The sequence below is a fragment of the Haloferax sp. S1W genome, from assembly GCF_044593955.1.
Taxonomy (GTDB): Archaea; Halobacteriota; Halobacteria; order Halobacteriales; family Haloferacaceae; genus Haloferax.
The window spans coordinates 451,714-469,962 of the sequence record NZ_CP172595.1; the positions used below are offsets into that span (position 1 = coordinate 451,714).

Consider the following 18,249-nt stretch of genomic DNA (forward strand, 5'->3'; position numbering starts at 1 on the left):
GAGCTATCAGCGCCGTGTCGGATGTCGCGAGGGGCCGAGACGGCGCGGGTGCGAACCGAGATGGAATCGAGAGAATCCCAGTCAGAGCCGTGACAGAACACGACACCGATATCGGACTCGTCGTCCTCACCAACCGTGAGCCGTACGTCCACGACGCCGCGGACGACGTGACGAAACCGGTCGGCGGATTGACCGCCGCGATGGACGACGTGATGCGCGAAGTCGGTGGCACGTGGGTCGCCCACGGGCACGGACCGGCCGACTTCGACGTGACGGACCCAGACGGCTACGTGGCCGTCCCACCGGGCGCAGAGCGGTACTTGCTCAAACGCCTCGACATTCCCGAGACGGCGTACGACGGCTACTACTACGGCTACAGCAACCAGGTTCTCTGGCCGCTCTGTCACGAACACGTCGACCGGATTCGCGCGTCTCCGGACGATTGGAACGCCTACAGGCGCGTGAACGAGCAGTTCGCCACCGCCGCGCTCGACGCACTCGACAGACAGGACGACGACACCACGCTGCTTTGGGTCCACGACTACCACCTCGCACTGGTTCCCGAACTCGTCCGCCGCCGGGCCGACGGCGACGTGACGATACAGCACTTCTGGCACATTCCGTGGCCCCCAGCGCAGTTGTTCGACCGGAGCCCCCACGCCGACGCGTTGCTGTCGGGACTGCTCGGCAACGACCGAATCGGCTTCCACACCCGAGGGTACGCTCGGGAGTTCCTCGATACGGTCGAACGGACGCTTCCGGCGGCCGATGTCGATACCGAATCGCTCCACGTGGCATACGACGGGCGAACCGTCGACGTGTACGTCGCACCCGTCGGAATCGACACCCAGACGGTCGGCGAACTCGCCGACAGCGCGGCGGCGACCCAGTTCTGGAACGACCTCTGCGAGCGAGAGGGAATCGGGTCGGACGAGCACATCGCCGTCAGCGTGGACCGACTGGATTACACGAAAGGAATCCTCCAGCGTCTCGACGCTATCGAACACCTCCTCGAACGGGACGACTCCCTGCACGGGTCGTTTCGCCTCCTCCAGAAGGGGTCGCCGACGCGCGAGCAGATTCCCGAGTATGAACGCTACCAGCGCGACGTAGCCGAGAAGATTCGCCGACTGAACGCTCGGTTCGGAACCGACGAGTGGCGACCGGTCGTCTACCTCGACGGCCGGTACACGCGAACCGAGATTGTCAGCCTCTATCGAAACGCCGACGTTGGCATCGTAAGTCCGCTCGCGGACGGCTACAATCTCGTCGCACAGGAGTACATCGCCGCGAACGAGGGTGGCGACGGTGCGTTAGTCCTCAGTAAGTTCGCGGGCGTCCACACCCTCGTCGGCGACGACGCCTTCACCATCAACCCCCACGACACCGCCGGGTTCGCAGCGCAAATCGAGGCCGCACTAAACGCACCAAAACGCGAGCGCGCCGAGCGCTTCCGGCGGATGTACCACAACGTGGCGTCGGCCGATATCGGCGCGTGGATGGAACACTCGCTGGCGTGGTGGACGCGCTGAGACGCGTCACAGACACCTATCAGACCCGTTACTAAATTCTCGTTCAGCGAGCGGTTTTGAGTGCTGCGTGAGAACGACCCACTGCGGAGCGCTGGTGGTTCCCGCTCGGCCCTCCGTCACCGCTGACGCAACGAAACGCCCGTGGTACTCCCCTCAGATGAACACCATCGCCTACCTCGACCGTCTCGGAATCGATTCCCAATCGCTCGGTGAGCCATCGCGTTCGACCCTCCGTCGCCTCCAGCGCGCACACGTGACGACGATTCCGTTCGAGACGCTGGCCGTCAACGGCGACCCCTTCGACGATGCCGACGACGGCGAGGGCGTCCACCTCGACCTTCCGCATCTCTTCGAGAAAATCGTCGAGCGCGAGCACGGCGGCTTTTGCTTCGAACTCAACGGCCTGTTCAACTGGCTTCTCACCGAACTCGGGTTCGACGCCGAGAGAGTCGCCGCTCGCGTCATCGGTAGCGACGGCTCTGCTCGCCCGCCTGCGAATCACCACACGAACGTCGTCGAACTCGACCGCCGGTACGTGGTCGACGTCGGCATGGGTGTCCCCTCGATGCGTCGGCCCCTCCCGCTCGACGGCGAGGTTCGAACCGACGAGGCGGGCGTCTCGTGGCGCGTCGTCGAGAGCGACCGACCCGACGAAACACACCGCACCCAGTATCGCTACGAACCCGATGGCGAGTGGCAGGACCGCTACCTGTTCACCGACACGCCGCGGATGCTCACGTACTTCGAAGCGACGTGTGACTACCTCCAGAGCGCCCCTGAATCGACGTTTACGGGCGACCCCGTGGTCATGCGAGCGACCGACGGCGGACACGTCAAACTCTCGCCCGAGACGCTGACGCGGTACGTCGGAAGCGAGTCGACCGAGTCGCCGGTCGCCGAATCCGAGTGGCACGATGTGCTCGAAGAAACATTTGGCCTCGACTATCGAGGGGCGTAGTGGGTACGACCGCTGACGGCCGCCGTCGAAGTCGGTGATTCCGGTTTGTCGCCGGTCTCAGTTGTCGAAGTCGACGAGGTGGTTCACGCTTCCCGGGCCGGTCCCCACGTCGGCGGGTGCGGCGAGCGCCGATTTCGTGAACTCGATACCCTGTTCGACCGCGGATTCGAGGTCGTCACCGCGGGCGAGTCCGGCGGCGATTGCACTCGACAGCGTGCATCCGGAGCCGTGCGTCCGGTCGGTGTCGACCCGCGGGTTGGTGAACGTCGTCGTCTCTTCGCGGGTGACGAGCGTATCGACGACCGTTCCGTCGCCGGTCTCGACGTGGCCGCCCTTCAGGAGGACCGCGTCGGCACCGCGCTCGAAGAACCAGTCGGCGGCCGCCCGAACCGTCTCGGGCGTCTCCGGAACGTGACCCGTGAGGGCCTCGGCCTCGTCGGCGTTCGGAGTCACGAGCGTCGCCTGCGCGAAGATGTCGTCGTAGGCGTCGACAGCGTCCTCGTCGAGGAGGCGGTCGCCCGAGGTTGCGACCATCACGGGGTCGACGACGACGGGACCGTCGTATTCGGAGAGGCACTCGGCGACGGTTGCGACTGCCTCGGCGGTTGCGAGCATCCCGAGTTTTATCGCGCCGATGTCGAAGTCGTCGGCGACGGCGTCGAACTGGGAGCGCACCACCGCCGTCGGGAGGACGTGCGTGTCGGTGACGCCACGGGTGTTCTGGGAGGTCAGGCCGACGATAACCGACCCGCCGTAGACGCCGAGGCGCGTCATGGTCTTCAGGTCGGCCTGAATTCCCGCGCCGCCACCGGAGTCGCTGGAGGCGATGGTGAGCGCGTACGGCGGGGTTTCGGGCGTCGGCGAGAGCATTTCGTCGCTCACGGTTGCACCTCGATTTCGATTCGTTCGATGCGGTCCGCGAGGTCGGGGAGGGGTTCGTCGGACCGCTCTTCGGCCGTCCCGTTTGCGAGGCCGGACACGGCGTCGAGGAACGCGATGCGGTAACTCGCAGGGCCGTGATACTCGCCGAACGCGCCGTCTGCGGCCAGTTCGCCAGCCAGACCGTAGCCCATCGTCCCCGCCAGCGCGGCTTCGAGGGGGTCGTCGAGTGCGGCGGCGAACGTCGCCAGCGTCACGCCGAGCATACACCCGGTTCCGACGACGGTACCCATCATCTCGTGGCCCGCGTGGACCTCGTAGGCGGCTTCGTCGGTTGCGACGATGTCAGTCTCGCCGGAGGCGACGACGACAGCACCGGTTTCACGCGCACACGCGACCGCCGTCGCCGCGATTTCGGCGTACTCGCCGACCGATTCGACGCCGCGGACCTCCGCATCGGCACCGGCGAGCGCGGAAATCTCGCCGTAGTTGCCGTTGAGTACGTCCACGTCGAGTTCGGAGACGAGTCTGTCGGCGACGCGAGAGCGCGTGGGAGTCGCGCCGACGCCGACGGGGTCGACGACGAGCGGCACGTCGTTCTCGCCCGCGGCGCGGCCCGCGGTCAGCATCGTCTCTTCGCCCGCCTCGCTGACCGTCCCCATGTTCAGGAGACAGCCGTTGGCGATGGAGACCATGTCGCCCACTTCGCGCTCGTCGTCGGACATGACCGGCAGGCCGCCCCAGTAGAGCGTGATATTGGCCACGTCGTTGACGGTCACTTCATTCGTGACCGAGTTGACAAGCGGTTGAGTCGACGAGATGGTCTCCAGCGCGCGCTGGAGGTCGAACTCGTCGGCAGCGACCGTCATCGGCGGTCCCTCCCTTCGGTGACGGCGTCAGCAAGACGCCGTGTCGCGTCTGTCGGGTCATCCGCGCCGGTGATTTCGGTGATGACTGCGACGCCGTCAGCCCCGGCAGCGACAACGTCCGCGGCGTTCGAGGCGGTGATGCCGCCGATTCCGACGATGGGAATCGACACGGCGTCCGCGACGGCCGCGACTCGCTCGACGCCGATTTCGTACTCGTCGTCGTCGATGTCCTTCGAATCGGTCGCGAAGACGGCACCGACACCGAGGTAGTCGGCACCCGCTTCTTCTGCGGCCTGTGCGGCCTCAACCGTCGAAACGGACCGCCCGACGATGGCGTCTGACCCCAACTGCTCGCGTGCCGTCTCGATTGGCAGGTCGTCGTCACCGAGGTGGACGCCGTCGGCGTCGACCGCTGCCGCGATGTCGAGGCGGTCGTTGACGACGAGCGGAACGCCCGCGTCGGCGGTCAGTTCGCGCACGTCGCTGGCGAGTTCGTATCGCTCGCGCGCACTCGCGTGCTTCTCGCGGAGTTGGACGATGTCCACGCCGCCTGCGACCGCCGCCTCGACGACTTCCAGCGTCGTCCGGTCGCCGGAGAGGTCCGACTGCGTGACGAGGTACGTGTCCAGAGAGATATTCATGAGTTGTATCGTAGAGTAATTCCTTGTCGTGGAAAGTCGTTACCATTCCTCCAGTGGTCAGGAGGCTGTTTCCCGGCGAGTGAGACGCTACAGTCGGGATTATCCCGTCAGCGAACGAATGTATAGACGGTGAGTGAAAATGACGTCAATCCTCGTCGCGTACGGGACGAAAGAGGGACAGACTGAGAAGATAGCCGAGTACATCGAGACGGTACTCGAAGAGCGTGGTCACAAGGCGACGGTGCTGTCTGTGAATGACTTCCCGGCCGAGACCGCAGTGACCGACTTCGACGCGGTGTTCGTCGGGTCGTCCATCCACATGGGGAAGCACGTAAAGAAGGTCTCCCGCTTCGTCAAAGAGAATCGAGAGGCCATCGAAGCGCGACCGAACGCGTTCTTCCAGGTGTCGCTCTCGTCGGCGTTCCCGAGTGAGGAGAACGACGCCCACGTGGCCGAGTACATCGCGGAATTCGTCGAGGAGACCGGGTGGGAACCGGACAGAATCGGGGCGTTCGGCGGGGCGCTTCGCTTCTCTGAGTACGGGTTCTTCACGCGGATGATTATGAAGCGCATCGCCCGGGACACCATCGGTGAGACGGACGCCTCGCAGGACCACGAGTACACCGACTGGGACGAAGTCGAGGCGTTCGCCGCCGATGTCGCCGCTATCGTCGAGATGGATGGGAGTGCGGTCAGCGACGAAATAGCGACCGGTGACGAGGTGGCGGTCGGCGACGTGATGACGACCGGTGACGAGACGGAAGAAACCTCTGCCTAGGAGATGAACTCCCGAACACTCGGTATCATCGTTGTGGCCGTGCTCCTCGTCGTCGCAGCTATCGGCGGTGGTCTCTGGGCGTTCAGCCGCCAGTCGTTTCTCGACTCTTACGGGAGCGACTACCGCTACGAGGTCCGCGTCTCCGCCGACGAACCCATCTCGAATGTGACCGTCTTCGTCCCGCTTCCCATCACCGAAGGGGAATCACCCGTCGAAGACGTAATCGAAACGCGAGAGTACCTGATACCGGAGACGTGGACCTACGACGTAGTCGAGACGGAGTACGGTCCGATGCTGCGGATGCAGGCTGACGAACTTCCCGGCGAACCCACGTATCATCGCTCAGTTATCGAAAACGACCGACTCGTCCGGTGGGAGCGCGTCTCCGCCGACGAGTACGACCGAAACGACTCGGATGTCGTCAGAGTCAAACACGACACGATGAGCCTGACCGCCGACCGGACAGTGAACCGCTCTATCGACACGAGAGACCCCGGGGGAGCGGAACCGCTCTTCGAACCGCGGTCGAACGTGACCGGGGTCCCCTGTGAGTGGCCCCACGAAGACGACGAAACCCGGTGTTACAGATACGACACGCGGATATTCGTCGCCTACGACGGGCCGGAGACGACACAGCTCTCGGTGACGGTCGAACTCGTCGGCACCAACTCGTGGTGGGTCGGCGGGTGGAACTACAACGAGTACACAGACCGCGTGTCCGTCTACGACCTTCCGGCCGACCAACGCGGGTGGGTCGTCGTCGAGGGGCACCTCCAGACTGGCGTCGGAAACTACCCGCGAAACCCGCCGCAGTGAGCAACTGGCTCCCGGCCTCCCGCCACTGTTTCTGGCAAATGTGACGGCCCGCACACACACTTTTCACTATTTACACGATTATATATGATAATGGCTGGCGACGAACCCACACGGGCGACCCGACCACCGGCAGCGACCGATGCCCACGACTGGAGCGACCTGCAGGCTTTTCAGGAGTCGCAGGACTACGAGGTATCGGACGTAGCCGAGTACGCCGCGTTGGCTTCTGACCTGCGCAGCGTCGTCGCCGGAGAGGTTCGCTTCGACGAATACACACAGGTGTTGTACGCCACCGACGGGTCGATATACGGGGCGCGGCCAGCAGGCGTCGTCATCCCGGAAACCGTCGAAGACGTTCGCGCAGCAGTCGAGACAGCGGCCGACCACGACGTGCCGATTCTCCCGCGCGGTGCCGGGTCGTCGCTTGCGGGGCAATCCGTCGGCCCGGGGTGCGTCGTCCTCGACTTCTCGAAATACATGGACGACATCGTCGCGGTCGACCCCGAGAACCGCCGCGCGACGGTCCAACCCGGCGTGGTACAAGACGACCTCGACGACCACCTCGCGCAGTACGGCCTGAAGTTCGCGCCCGACCCGGCGTCGTCGAATCGCGCCACCATCGGCGGCGGTATCGGTAACAACTCGACCGGCGCGCACTCGGTTCGGTACGGTATCACCGACGCCTACACCGAGGAGTTGCGGGTCGTCCTCGCTGACGGGTCGATGATTCACACCCGCGATATCGTCCTCGACAGCGACGAGTGGGACGATATCGTCTCGAAAGACGACCGCGAGGCCGAGCTATATCGAGCCGTCCGGGCGCTCGTCGAAGAGAACGAAGCGGAAATCGAGCGCCGGTATCCCGAACTCAAACGCTGCGTTTCGGGCTACAACCTCCACAAGGTCGTCTTCGAGAACGAAGACGGAGAGCGCGTCATCAACCTCTCGAAGTTGTTCGTCGGTGCCGAAGGGACACTCGGCGTCGTCGTCGAAGCGACCGTCTCGCTGGTGACGGTACCCGAAGACACCGCGCTCGTCCTCTACGCCTACGACGACCTCGTCGAGGCAATGGCCGCGGTTCCCGACGCCCTCGACTTCGACGCCAGCGCGGTCGAACTCATGGACGACGAGGTGTTTCGGATGGCCCGCGAGTCCAGCGAGTACGCCCAGTACGTCGAGCAGATTCCCGACGGGACGGCCGCGACGCTGATGCTTGAGTTCGATTCCGAGTTGCACGACGACTTCGAGGCGACGATTCGGCGGGCGAACGAGCACTTCCTCCGCCCGGGGGCGGGCGACACAGGCGAAGGCGACAGCAAAGATGGCGGCGGAAACGCCTTCGACGCCATCGAGGCCTACACTGACGAGGCACAGGGAGACATCTGGAAACTCCGAAAGGCGGCGATTCCACTTCTCATGTCGCTGCCGGGTGACCCGAAGCCCTACCCGTTCATCGAGGACGCGAGCGTGCCGCCCGAGGAACTCGCCGAGTACGTCCAGTCGTTCGAGGAAGTTCTGGCCGACCACGACACCTCGGCCGCCTACTTCGCCCACGCCGGGGTCGGCACGCTCCACATCCGACCCATCCTCAACCTGAAGGGTTCAGAGGGTATCGAGACGATGCACTCGATTACCGACGACGTGACCGACCTCGTGTTGGAGCACCACGGCGCGTTCTCGGGGGAACACGGGGACGGACTCGCACGAACCGAGTGGAATCCGAAGATGTACGGGCCGGACCTCTGGGAAGCGTTCAAAGCGCTCAAGTCGGCGTTCGACCCCGACTGGCGGATGAATCCGGGCAAGGTCGTCTACCGCGATGACGACCCGACGGACATGCGTGAGCACCTCCGGTACGGCGCGGAGTACTCCTCGCTCGAATCCACCACGGCGCTGGACTTCGACGACGAAGGCGGGTTTTCGCACCTCGTCGAACTGTGCAACGGGTGTGGGACCTGCCGACAGACGGGGTCCGAAACGATGTGTCCGACCTACCGTGCGTCGCGCGACGAGATGGAGACGACCCGCGGCCGGGCGAACATGCTTCGGGCCGCCATCAGCGGCGACCTGCCAGAATCGGAACTCTACTCCGAGCGATTTCAGGAGGAAGTTCTGGGTCTCTGTGTCGGGTGCAAAGGCTGCAAGAACGACTGTCCGACCGGCGTGGACCTCGCGAAGTTGAAAGCCGAGGTCAAACACCAGTACCACGCCGAAGAAGGCTCGTCAGTCCGGGAGCGACTCTTCGCACAAATCGACGCCGCGGTGAAGTTGGGAAGCAAACTCGCCCCCGTCTCGAACTGGTTTGCAGAGATTCCCGGAGCGCGGGCCGTGATGGACCGATATCTCGGTATCGCCTCGGACCGAACGCTCCCGTCGTTCACCCGAGAGACGTTCGAACGCTGGATGAACGGGCGACGGTCTCCCGTCCGACCCAGCGACGCGACTCATCGCGTCCTCCTGTTCCCGGATACGTACACAAACTACGTGTTTCCGGAGGTGGGCAAGGCCGCAGTGCGAACCCTCGAAGCAGCGGGTGTCCACGTCAAACTCGCCGAAAACGTCGCACCGAGTGGTCGGGCGGCCTATTCCGGCGGCTTCCTCGACATGGCGCGCGAACGGGCGCACCACAACGTCCGGCGACTCAAACCGTTCGTGGACGACGGGTGGTCGGTCGTGTTCACCGAACCGTCCGACGCGGTGATGTTCCAAGACGAGTACGCCGACTTACTCGACGGACAGGCAGTGGTGGATGTCGGCGCGGCCGCCTACGGCGTCATGGAGTTCATCGACGTGTACCGACTCGACGAACAACTCGACGTTCGAGGCAGAGCAGGTGGTTCGGCCGCGACCCCACAGGCCGCAGCAGACGGTGGTCGCGGACCCGTGGAATCGCTGACCTACCACGGCCACTGTAACCAGAAGGCGCTGAACAAGGACCACCACGCCGTCGGCGTCCTCCGGCGCGTCGGTTACGACGTGGACCCGCTCGATTCGGGGTGCTGCGGGATGGCCGGCAGTTTCGGCTACGAGTCCGAACATTACGACCTCTCGAAGGCAATCGGCCGCATTCTGTTCGACCAGGTAGACGAGAGCCACGGCGACACCGTGGTCGCACCGGGAGCGTCGTGTCGGACGCAACTCAAAGACCGAAACGAGGCCGCACACCGGCCGCCGCATCCAATAGAGAAAGTCGCTGAGTTGCTGGCGGAGTAATCGGAAGACTCGAACCACTCGACCGAGGGTCACAGCGTTCCGCAATCACATCTCTTTTGCCACCGTGCGTGGCAAGTCATACCAGACCATGTCGGATGTACCCGATGTCGGCGAACTCAATCCGCCGAATCGAACGCTGATGGGGCCGGGGCCGAGCGACGTCCACCCGCGCGTCCTCCGCGCGATGTCGACGCCGCTTGTCGGGCACCTCGACCCCTCGTTTATCGAGATTATGGACGAGGTGCAGGAACTCATGCGCTACACGTTCCGGACCGACAACCAGTGGACGATTCCCGTCTCAGGGACCGGGTCGGCGTCGATGGAGGCGGCCATCAGCAACCTCGTCGAACCGGGCGACACCGTTCTCGTCCCGACGAACGGGTACTTCGGCGGTCGCATGGAGTCGATGGCGGAGCGTGCCGGTGGCACCGTCGTCCACGTGGACGCCCCGTGGGGCGAACCACTCGACTCCGCCGACGTGCAGGCGGCATTCAACGAGTACCAACCCGACGTGTTCGGGTTCGTCCACGCCGAAACCTCGACCGGCGTCAAGCAACCGAACGTCCCCGAACTGACGAGCATCGCCCACGACCACGACGCGTACGTCGTCGCCGACTGTGTGACCTCCCTCGGCGGCGTCGAACTCGAAGTCGACGACTGGGAAATTGACGTGGCCTACTCCGGCCCGCAGAAGTGTCTCTCCTGTCCACCGGGTGCGAGTCCGCTGACGCTCAACGACCGCGCGATGGACAAGGTGCTCTCGCGCGAGGAGGACCCACGCTCGTGGTATCTCGACCTCTCGCTCCTCGAAGGCTACTGGGGCGACGACCGGTCGTACCACCACACCGCCCCCATCACGAACGTCTACGCGATTCGGGAGGCCCTTCGTCTCGTCGCCGAAGAAGGTATCGAGGCCCGGTGGGACCGCCACCGTCGCGTCGCTGGCGCGCTCAAAGCCGGTGTCGAAGCGATGGGTCTCGGCCTCAACCCCGAAGACGAGTACTGGCTTCCGAGTCTCAACGCCGTCCTCGTTCCCGAGGGTGTCGATTCCGGTGCGGCAATCGACTACGTCCTCGAACACTACGACCTCGAAATCGCGGGGGGTCTCGGCGCGCTCGCGGGCGACATCTTCCGCATCGGGTGTATGGGCTACTCCGCACAGCCCGAGAACGTCGCGTTCCTCGTGACTGCGCTCGGTGAGGCGCTGGAGGCGCAGGATGCGGACGTTGACGTTGATGCCGGATTCGCGGCGATGCGCGAGCGACTGCACTAGCCGGGCGTCCACCCAACCCTGTTCTTCGACTGCGAAAGTAGCGTCATTTCGGCGATAATCGGCGTTGATTCGCGGTGACAGTCAGGCGAACCGGAGTAAATCGACAGGGACGGTTTCACCCCTTCATGGTGCTTGCCCCCGCAGTTGTCATCGCCGATATGAACCGACACGCCATCATCGGCGTCGTGCTCGCAGTCCTCCTCGCGACTGCGGGTGTCGCCGCCGCAACGCCCGGAAACGCACCCGTGGAATCGAACGCCGACGCACAGCCCGGTGCCGCGAGCGCGCAGGGACCGCCGAGTGAGTTGCCGGGGCCAGTCCCCGACTTCGTCTCTGATATTCACAGTGCAATAACCGACTTCATCAACGGTGTACTCGACGGCGCACTCGGTCCCGAAGTCAGTGACGCGGCCGGAAACGCCACCTCAGCGACCGGCGATGTGTGATACGCATCGGCCCAAGCATACATCACGAACCGGTCCAAGCATTCTATTTAGCCCGATATGAAGCAATCGACAGTGGCTGTCGTCGTCGCCCTCGCACTCGTCGCTAGCGGTGTTACTGCCGCGTTCGTCACCGGCGTCGGTCCGTTCGCAGACGACGACGTGACCAACGAAGAGTTCCCGACACAGACGCCAACGGCGAGTTCCGGCGACTCGTCGGGAGGCGACGGTGGTGGCGGCGACGACAGTGATTCGAGCGGGTCGTCGGACGAGACCTCCACACCGCCGTTTACGTTCGTCATCGACCGCATCGAAGAGTGCGGTCAGACGTGCCGCGACGTGACGAGCACGATAACGAACAAACAGGACGTCTCGGCGACAGGCGTGACAGTCTACAGCCGAATCTACGCCGGAAACAGCACGAAAAAGGAGGATGTCGTCTGGCAAGGGAAAGAACCCATCGGCGACCTCGCCGCGGGTGAATCCTACACCGCCACACGGCGCATCAAACTCTCCTACTCGGAGGCGTTCGCCGTGCAGCAGGCAGGCGGGTGGATAACCATCCAGACGACCATCCAGACCGACCAGCAGACGCTCACGCACACCGAGCGTCGCGACGTGGCCTAAGGCCGGTTCTCGGTCGGTAACCGCGCCCTCCTTCGGTCGGTCGGTGCGCGCACCCGTCAGCCACCACCGGTTCCGCAACGACTTTTCGCGCCGCCTCCCAACGCCGGGTATGAACATCGAGGTTCGCGAATTGGCCGCCCTCGGCCCCGACGCTCGCCGCGCATTCTTCGAGCGAGACGCCGGCGTCACCGAGGTACGGGCGGATGTCCGCGACATCGTCGAGCGCGTCCGAACCGAAGGCGACGTTGCACTCCGCGAGTTCTCCCGCGAGTTCGACGACGTCGAAGTGGGCAACATCGACGTGACAGACGCCGCCGAACGCGCCTACGACGAAATCGACGACGACGTGCGCGAAGCAATCGAGGCGGCCGCAGCGAACATCCGCGAGTTCCACGAACGACAGGTCCCCGAGGACTGGCGCGAGGAGTTCGGGGAGTCTGGCACGCGCGAACTCGGCCGTCGCTACCGCCCGCTCGAGCGGGTCGGCGTCTACGCCCCCGGTGGTACCGCAGCGTATCCGTCGAGCGTCCTCATGGGTGTCATTCCAGCGAAGGTCGCGGGTGTCGAACACGTGGCTGTCGCCACGCCGCCCGCCGACCCGATGAACCCCGTCACGCTGGCCGCGATGCACGTCGCGGGCGCTGACGCCGTCTACTCGGTCGGTGGCGCACAGGGTATCGCCGCACTCGCGTACGGCACCGAGACGGTGAACGCCGTTCAGAAAGTCGTCGGCCCGGGCAACAAGTGGGTGACAGCAGCAAAGGCCGAAGTCCGCGGCGACGTGGATATCGACTTCCTCGCCGGCCCCTCCGAAATTCTCGTCGTCGCCGACGGGACCGCAGAGGCACGGTTCGTCGCCGCCGACCTCGTCGCGCAGGCCGAACACGACCCGAACGCCTCCGTCGTCGCCGTCACAGACGACGAGGAGGTCGCAGCCGAAATCATCACAGAAGTCGAACGGCAGGCCGGAAAGCGGGAGCGAACCGAAACTATCGAGGCCGCACTCGAAAGCGACGCCTCCGGTGTGCTTCTCGCCCGGTCGATGTCGGAAGCGGTCCTCTTCGCCGAGGAGTACGCCGCCGAGCACCTGTCGATTCAGGCCGACGACGACGAGGCGCTCTTAGACCGTATCGACTCGGCCGGGAGCGTCTTCCTCGGACCGCACACGCCCGTCGCTGCGGGTGACTACGCCTCCGGGACGAACCACGTCCTGCCGACCGGTGCCGGAGCAAAGCGTCAGGGTGGACTTTCGGTAGACCACTTCGTCCGCTCGACCACCGTCCAGCGACTCGACGAGGCCGCACTGGCGGACCTCTCGGAGACGATTACGACACTCGCAGAGGCTGAAGGACTCGACGCCCACGCCCAGAGCGTTCGCGAGCGTCTCGAAGAGTAGGCAGATCGCCGCGCTGTCGTTGAAGGTGCTAGACCCGCGGCGGGCGGGAGATCCTGACCCGGCGCCACAGTTAACCGTTCCCACAGTATAACGGGTAGTATGAGCACGGAATCCACGACTGGAACGGGCGATGGGGCTGTCGTGGTCACGCCCGACGCCGCGGAGGAAGCCATCTCGCTCCTCGAAGGCGAGTCGATGGACACAGACGTTGCAGGGCTTCGCCTATTCGTCCAGCAGGGCGGTTGTGCAGGACTCTCGTACGGGATGCGGTTCGACAACGAACCCGAAGACGACGACACGGTCGTCGAGCGCCACGGCCTGCGCGTCTTCGTCGACCCCGCGAGTCTCAACTACATCAGCGGTGCGACCCTCGACTACGAGGGCGGACTGCAAGGTGCGGGCTTCCACGTGGAGAACCCGAACGCGACGAGCAGTTGCGGATGCGGTGAGTCCTTCCGGACGTAGTTCCCCGCCGAACGAAGGCCCCGACTTCTTAAGCCACCCGCGTACAAAGCGGTCTCCATGACCGAACTCGAATCACGGACGATACCGAGTGGGAAGACCGTCTTCGTCGCTCGGAACGAGGTCGAGCGCGGGGCGAAAGGACCGTTCTACGTCGTCTACGCCTCCGAAGACGCCGAGAGTCGCTGGGGGTACCGCTGCGGAAACTGCGACTCGTTCGACACCGCGATGGACACCATGGGTCGCGTTGAGTGCAACGAGTGTCGAAACGTCCGGAAGCCCGAAGAGTGGGACGCCGCCCACGAATAGCCGCCAGAACTCGCATCCGGGAGGACACTCTTTCTGCCTGTGTCTATCGCTCGAATCGAAGCGCGTAGTGATACGGCGGCAACTCGACGAGTGCTTTCGGGATGAAGTCACCTGCGTCTGAAACGACTCGTTTCGTCTCGTCGGGAGCCATCCGCAACTCGGTTGGCGGGCCGCGCGGGGCATCCATCGCGGTGGTGGCCTCACGTGGGCGGTCGTGCCAATTGACGATACAAAGGTGTCCGCCGGGACGAAGCGAGTCGAACGCCTGCTGGACCAAGCCCGCTTTGTCGTCCACGCCGTGGAACGTGTTCGCGAGGAGGACGTAGTCCACGGGGGCCGGGAGGTGCTGTGTCAGTTCCCGAGCGTCTCCTAGCATCGGTTCGACGTTCTCGATGCCCTGCTGCGCAGCGAGGTGTGAAAGTTCGTCGAGCGCCGCCGCGTCGATGTCGAGCGCGTAGACTGGATTCGGGTCGGTAATCCGAGCGGCAGGCAAGGCGAAGTAGCCGTTTCCACAGGCAACCTCGGCAACCGTGGTCTCGGAGTCGACACCGAGTCGCCGGAGCGTTTCGCCGGGCGTCGGCCACAGCCTCCCCCACCAGTCCCAGTCGGGAAGCCCCGTGTTCTGAAATGCGTCCATGGAGGCACATCCCCTCGCGACGCTCAATAACGGCCCGGTTACGGCTCGAAGTTGCGGTTCTCACTCACTTGTCGAGTCATACCCGCCCCCGGTGAGGCGCGTGCGACACACTGGGGCGGTAGGTTCAATCACCAGCCCGTTGATATTCGTATGGGAATTTGGAGGGGCACGATGAGAACAGACGAGCGAAGCGACAGAATCGAGTTTACCGATGTCGGCGTCAGCATCTGACCACTACGATGTGGTCGTTGCCGGGGCTGGACCGGCCGGGGCGCAGTGCGCACGCGACGTCGCCAGACGCGGCTACGACGTGGTCGTCCTCGAAGCGGAGAGAGAAGCCGAGTTTCCACGGCAGAGTAACAAGTCGACCGGCGGGACGTTCCCGGCGATGCTGTCGGGATTCGGAATCCCCGACGACGTGGTGATGAACTTCACCGACAACGTCGTCCTCGAAGCACCGAACGAATACTTCGTCCAATACCAACCGGGTGCAGTACTCGACTTCGCCGCGTTCAAACGGTTTTTAGTTCGGGACGGTCGCGACGCGGGTGCCGAGTACCGATTCGAAACGCGGGTGAGCAAGCCGCTTCTGGAAGACGGGGAAATCATCGGTGTACAGTACGGGGGTGGAAACGCCGTGCGAGGCGACATCGTCGTCGACGCGACGGGTCCCGCCGCGGCACTGGCGAAGAAACTCGGGGTGAGCGCCCTCGAACGCGGAAATCAAGCCATCGCCGTCGAATACGAGATGGAGGGGGTCGAACTCGCCGCCGACGGGTACGCCGACCTCACAGATGCGATGATGCTTCGCCTCGACCACGACATCGCACCGGGCGGCTACTCGTGGATTTTCCACACTGGCGACGACACCGCCAAGGTCGGCCTCTGTTACATCCAGAACGAGGCATACGAGCGACACGCCAGTCCGGGCATGCGAATCGACGACTACCTCGAACGCTGGTTGGACACCGACCCACGACTGACGAACGCAGAGCACATCGACGGGAAGCAACACAGAGGCTCGGCACACATTCAGTTGCCGGGTGGGCTGAGTACGGACAACTTCATGGCAGTCGGTGATACGGTGCCGACGGTCGACCCGCTCTGGGGCGAGGGCATCCACGGCTGTATGGAGTCTGGGCGCGCCGCCGCGATAACGGCCGACCACTGTTTCATCGCGAGCGAGCGGGACACATCCGCCGAAACCCTCTCGCGGTACGACGAGAGCTGGCACACGCGGGTCGCGCCGCAGGCCCGAACGCGACTGCTCACAAGTCGCCTCCTCTACCACGCGTCGAACGAGCGCTACGACACGTTCGTTCGCGACCTGAGGCGAATGGACTCCGAAGCATTGCAGAAGGCCGACAAAGGGAATCTCCGTGCGCTCTCGAAGTTGTTCCACGTGAGCGACGGACCGCTGCTGGCGAGGATGCTGCGAACGCTCCGAGCGTGAGTCCGTGGGAATTCGGTACGGAGGTATTTCAAAATAGGCGGTGGAAACAACCAACCGTCTATTAGTGGTATGGTATACCGTGACAATCTTTATGTCATGTGCGGTGGTACCAAGACTTGCATGGCCCAGGCTTCGATGCCTCCTGTCCAGGAGGCTCGGTCGATATTCGGCAATCTGGGGTACACTGTCAAAGGTGACGGCCCCGACATGCTTGCCGAACGCAAGTGGCGTACGGTCCAGGTGACCGCAATGGGTTCGCGCGAAGCGTCTGAGTGCCAACCGGTGCTCACAGACGGCGGCGAAGAAGCGCAGTATCGTCTTCGCTGTTTCGTGACGTGGAGCGACCACGCCGAGGCGTTACGACAACGCCTTCGCGGCGTGGACCTTCCGTACGAATGGGCCATTATCGGGGTATCGAACAAGGGGGGAGACGACTACCAGGTCGTCCACGGTGTGAACACCTAACCCGTTCTCGCCGAAACGTTTTCTCAGCCCAATACATAGGGCCGGTATGTCGCAATCTGCGCAGACTGGTCTCCGTCGGTTCGTTCGCAGTCGGCGACTCAACGCAGCATTGGCGTGGCTGTTCGTGGGGTTCCTCGTCGCGGTTGCTATCGGGAGCGTCGTGACCGGCGGCGACCTCGTCTGGGGTGGGTTCGCTGCCGTCGTCGCCGCGCTCGTGGTCGTTCCGGCCATCTCCTTTCGCGAACCGAGTGCCATGCTCCCGTGGGAAGTCGTTGCGCTCGCGTCGCTTCCGCTCGTCGCTCGCGTCCTGATTCGGGGCCAGACCATCGGTGGTTTTGCGTTTACCGGCCGTCTCTCGACGTACCTCGCTGTTGCAGCGGTCGCGCTCATCGTCGCCGTCGAATTGGACGTGTTCACGCCGGTTCGAATGAACCGCTCGTTCGCCGTCTTCTTCGTCGTCATCGCCACGATGGCCGCCGCTGGCATCTGGGCGGTCGTCCAGTGGCTCTCGGACCTCTACCTCGGGACGCAACTCCTGTTGAACAGCCGTCCGAAACACATCATCGAAGAGACCCTCATGTGGGACTTCGTCGCAGCGACCGTGTCGGGTCTCTTCGCGGGGTTGCTCTTCGAGTACTACTTCCGCCGCCGCTCGAGGTCGAAAGAGCGACTCCCGACCGACCTCGCCGTTGTGGGCGACGCGGGCGATGCGAGCGACGCGGGCGACGTGGGTCACAGCCCAGACCGTGGTAGTCCAGAACGCGGTGGGTCAGACCGGGAGAGTCCAGAACGCGGTGGGGGTGAGACGCGATGAAAGTCCGAGAACTGCTCCACATCAGCGCCCACCGTCAACGGCAACTCTCACGGGCGATGCAGGTGATACTCATCGGCCTCGTCTTCATCGGCCTCGACAGGGGCAACCTCGGAATCGTCATCAACGCGGCGGTCGGACTCGGGGTGACGTACCTGCCTGCCATCCTCGAACGCGACTACCGGATTCCGATGGACGCCGGATTGACTCTCTGGATATCCTCGGCGGCGTTCCTCCACGCACTCGGAACCGTCGGGTTCCCGGGGTCCGAGACGAGCTTCTACGCTGGCATCTGGTGGTGGGACCACCTCACCCATGCGCTCTCGTCGTCCGTCGTTGCCGGGGCGGGCTACGCGACGGTTCGCGCGCTCGACGAGCACACGGACGCTATCTACCTCCCACCGCGGTTCATGTTCGTCTTCATCCTGCTTTTCGTCCTCGCGTTCGGCGTCTTCTGGGAGGTCATCGAGTTCGCCATCTCCGGCGTCGCCGCACTCGCGGGGACCGGGTCGGTGCTGACCCAGTACGGCCCCAACGACACGCTCTTGGACCTCGTCTTCGACGCCATCGGTGGGCTCATCGTCGCTATCTGGGGAACGGCGCATCTCTCCGACGTGGTCGGTGCGATTCAAACTCGGTTCGAACGCTCCCCTCGCTGACCGATAATTGGGGACGATTATTTGTGAT

The 18,249-nt window shown here is 64.2% G+C and carries 19 protein-coding genes; 15 read left to right on the forward strand and 4 right to left on the reverse strand.

Features of this window, described 5'->3' with window-relative positions:
- Window positions 1-89: 89 nt before the first annotated feature.
- Window positions 90-1,532, forward strand: coding sequence for a trehalose-6-phosphate synthase (locus ACH9L7_RS02450; protein WP_396612168.1), 1,443 nt, complete (start codon window positions 90-92; stop codon window positions 1,530-1,532).
- A 157-nt stretch (window positions 1,533-1,689) separates the two neighbouring features.
- Entirely contained in the window at window positions 1,690-2,490 is an 801-nt protein-coding gene (locus ACH9L7_RS02455) for an arylamine N-acetyltransferase (protein WP_396612169.1), read from the forward strand.
- A gap of 57 nt (window positions 2,491-2,547) precedes the next feature.
- Here the strand turns inward: ACH9L7_RS02455 and thiD are convergent, their stop codons facing one another.
- From thiD to thiE, 3 genes are read right to left on the reverse strand one after another with little or no spacing between them, the layout of a single operon-like run.
- Window positions 2,548-3,360 (reverse strand): bifunctional hydroxymethylpyrimidine kinase/phosphomethylpyrimidine kinase, encoded by an 813-nt coding sequence (gene thiD / locus ACH9L7_RS02460; RefSeq protein ID WP_396613314.1) that lies wholly within the window; start codon window positions 3,358-3,360, stop codon window positions 2,548-2,550.
- An 8-nt stretch (window positions 3,361-3,368) separates the two neighbouring features.
- Window positions 3,369-4,238 (reverse strand): hydroxyethylthiazole kinase, encoded by an 870-nt coding sequence (gene thiM / locus ACH9L7_RS02465; protein WP_396612170.1) that lies wholly within the window; start codon window positions 4,236-4,238, stop codon window positions 3,369-3,371.
- The gene (thiE, locus tag ACH9L7_RS02470; protein WP_396612171.1) at window positions 4,235-4,879 is read right to left on the reverse strand and encodes a thiamine phosphate synthase; all 645 of its coding nucleotides are present in this window, start codon (window positions 4,877-4,879) and stop codon (window positions 4,235-4,237) included. Before thiE ends, thiM begins: the two co-directional genes overlap by 4 nt.
- Before the next feature lie 139 nt (window positions 4,880-5,018).
- Between thiE and ACH9L7_RS02475 the strand changes: the two genes are divergently transcribed.
- The 9 genes from ACH9L7_RS02475 to ACH9L7_RS02515 all read left to right on the forward strand — a co-directional run bounded on the left by ACH9L7_RS02475 (window position 5,019) and on the right by ACH9L7_RS02515 (window position 14,196).
- Complete coding sequence (locus ACH9L7_RS02475; protein ID WP_396612172.1) at window positions 5,019-5,657, forward strand: flavodoxin domain-containing protein; 639 nt, start codon at window positions 5,019-5,021, stop codon at window positions 5,655-5,657.
- 3 nt (window positions 5,658-5,660) lie between these two features.
- Window positions 5,661-6,473, forward strand: a complete 813-nt coding sequence (locus ACH9L7_RS02480; RefSeq protein WP_396612173.1) for a hypothetical protein — start codon at window positions 5,661-5,663, stop codon at window positions 6,471-6,473.
- Between the two features lie 90 nt (window positions 6,474-6,563).
- Complete coding sequence (locus tag ACH9L7_RS02485) at window positions 6,564-9,686, forward strand: FAD-binding and (Fe-S)-binding domain-containing protein (protein ID WP_396612174.1); 3,123 nt, start codon at window positions 6,564-6,566, stop codon at window positions 9,684-9,686.
- Between the two features lie 139 nt (window positions 9,687-9,825).
- A complete protein-coding gene (locus ACH9L7_RS02490; protein WP_396613315.1) occupies window positions 9,826-10,959 on the forward strand; it encodes a pyridoxal-phosphate-dependent aminotransferase family protein in 1,134 nt (377 codons plus the stop codon).
- 125 nt (window positions 10,960-11,084) lie between these two features.
- Complete coding sequence (locus ACH9L7_RS02495) at window positions 11,085-11,405, forward strand: hypothetical protein (RefSeq protein ID WP_396612175.1); 321 nt, start codon at window positions 11,085-11,087, stop codon at window positions 11,403-11,405.
- A gap of 57 nt (window positions 11,406-11,462) precedes the next feature.
- The gene (locus ACH9L7_RS02500; RefSeq protein ID WP_396612176.1) at window positions 11,463-12,029 is read left to right on the forward strand and encodes a hypothetical protein; all 567 of its coding nucleotides are present in this window, start codon (window positions 11,463-11,465) and stop codon (window positions 12,027-12,029) included.
- Window positions 12,030-12,144: 115 nt separating this feature from the next.
- Window positions 12,145-13,425: a histidinol dehydrogenase gene (gene hisD / locus ACH9L7_RS02505; protein WP_396613316.1), complete on the forward strand. Its 1,281-nt coding sequence runs from the start codon at window positions 12,145-12,147 to the stop codon at window positions 13,423-13,425.
- Between the two features lie 99 nt (window positions 13,426-13,524).
- Window positions 13,525-13,890: a HesB/IscA family protein gene (locus tag ACH9L7_RS02510; protein ID WP_396612177.1), complete on the forward strand. Its 366-nt coding sequence runs from the start codon at window positions 13,525-13,527 to the stop codon at window positions 13,888-13,890.
- A 57-nt stretch (window positions 13,891-13,947) separates the two neighbouring features.
- Window positions 13,948-14,196, forward strand: a complete 249-nt coding sequence (locus ACH9L7_RS02515) for a DUF5816 domain-containing protein (protein ID WP_396612178.1) — start codon at window positions 13,948-13,950, stop codon at window positions 14,194-14,196.
- Between the two features lie 43 nt (window positions 14,197-14,239).
- On the opposite strand, the gene ACH9L7_RS02520 is transcribed toward ACH9L7_RS02515, so the two are convergent.
- A complete protein-coding gene (locus ACH9L7_RS02520; protein WP_396612179.1) occupies window positions 14,240-14,833 on the reverse strand; it encodes a class I SAM-dependent methyltransferase in 594 nt (197 codons plus the stop codon).
- A gap of 211 nt (window positions 14,834-15,044) precedes the next feature.
- Between ACH9L7_RS02520 and ACH9L7_RS02525 the strand changes: the two genes are divergently transcribed.
- The 4 genes from ACH9L7_RS02525 to ACH9L7_RS02540 all read left to right on the forward strand — a co-directional run bounded on the left by ACH9L7_RS02525 (window position 15,045) and on the right by ACH9L7_RS02540 (window position 18,221).
- Complete coding sequence (locus ACH9L7_RS02525) at window positions 15,045-16,286, forward strand: digeranylgeranylglycerophospholipid reductase (RefSeq protein ID WP_396612180.1); 1,242 nt, start codon at window positions 15,045-15,047, stop codon at window positions 16,284-16,286.
- Window positions 16,287-16,406: 120 nt separating this feature from the next.
- A complete protein-coding gene (locus ACH9L7_RS02530) occupies window positions 16,407-16,751 on the forward strand; it encodes a hypothetical protein (RefSeq protein WP_396612181.1) in 345 nt (114 codons plus the stop codon).
- Between the two features lie 46 nt (window positions 16,752-16,797).
- A complete protein-coding gene (locus ACH9L7_RS02535) occupies window positions 16,798-17,565 on the forward strand; it encodes a hypothetical protein (protein WP_396612182.1) in 768 nt (255 codons plus the stop codon).
- Window positions 17,562-18,221 (forward strand): hypothetical protein, encoded by a 660-nt coding sequence (locus ACH9L7_RS02540; RefSeq protein ID WP_396612183.1) that lies wholly within the window; start codon window positions 17,562-17,564, stop codon window positions 18,219-18,221. Before ACH9L7_RS02535 ends, ACH9L7_RS02540 begins: the two co-directional genes overlap by 4 nt.
- Window positions 18,222-18,249 lie beyond the last annotated feature (28 nt).

Coding starts and splice junctions, on each gene's coding strand:
- ACH9L7_RS02455 (WP_396612169.1), top strand. CDS start 1,690: ATGAACACCATCGCCTACCTCGACCGTCTCGGAATCGATTCCCAATCG.
- thiD (WP_396613314.1), bottom strand. CDS start 3,360: ATGCTCTCGCCGACGCCCGAAACCCCGCCGTACGCGCTCACCATCGCC.
- thiM (WP_396612170.1), bottom strand. CDS start 4,238: ATGACGGTCGCTGCCGACGAGTTCGACCTCCAGCGCGCGCTGGAGACC.
- thiE (WP_396612171.1), bottom strand. CDS start 4,879: ATGAATATCTCTCTGGACACGTACCTCGTCACGCAGTCGGACCTCTCC.
- ACH9L7_RS02475 (WP_396612172.1), top strand. CDS start 5,019: ATGACGTCAATCCTCGTCGCGTACGGGACGAAAGAGGGACAGACTGAG.
- ACH9L7_RS02480 (WP_396612173.1), top strand. CDS start 5,661: ATGAACTCCCGAACACTCGGTATCATCGTTGTGGCCGTGCTCCTCGTC.
- ACH9L7_RS02485 (WP_396612174.1), top strand. CDS start 6,564: ATGGCTGGCGACGAACCCACACGGGCGACCCGACCACCGGCAGCGACC.
- ACH9L7_RS02490 (WP_396613315.1), top strand. CDS start 9,826: ATGGGGCCGGGGCCGAGCGACGTCCACCCGCGCGTCCTCCGCGCGATG.
- ACH9L7_RS02495 (WP_396612175.1), top strand. CDS start 11,085: ATGGTGCTTGCCCCCGCAGTTGTCATCGCCGATATGAACCGACACGCC.
- ACH9L7_RS02500 (WP_396612176.1), top strand. CDS start 11,463: ATGAAGCAATCGACAGTGGCTGTCGTCGTCGCCCTCGCACTCGTCGCT.
- ACH9L7_RS02510 (WP_396612177.1), top strand. CDS start 13,525: ATGAGCACGGAATCCACGACTGGAACGGGCGATGGGGCTGTCGTGGTC.
- ACH9L7_RS02515 (WP_396612178.1), top strand. CDS start 13,948: ATGACCGAACTCGAATCACGGACGATACCGAGTGGGAAGACCGTCTTC.
- ACH9L7_RS02520 (WP_396612179.1), bottom strand. CDS start 14,833: ATGGACGCATTTCAGAACACGGGGCTTCCCGACTGGGACTGGTGGGGG.
- ACH9L7_RS02525 (WP_396612180.1), top strand. CDS start 15,045: ATGTCGGCGTCAGCATCTGACCACTACGATGTGGTCGTTGCCGGGGCT.
- ACH9L7_RS02530 (WP_396612181.1), top strand. CDS start 16,407: ATGGCCCAGGCTTCGATGCCTCCTGTCCAGGAGGCTCGGTCGATATTC.
- ACH9L7_RS02535 (WP_396612182.1), top strand. CDS start 16,798: ATGTCGCAATCTGCGCAGACTGGTCTCCGTCGGTTCGTTCGCAGTCGG.
- ACH9L7_RS02540 (WP_396612183.1), top strand. CDS start 17,562: ATGAAAGTCCGAGAACTGCTCCACATCAGCGCCCACCGTCAACGGCAA.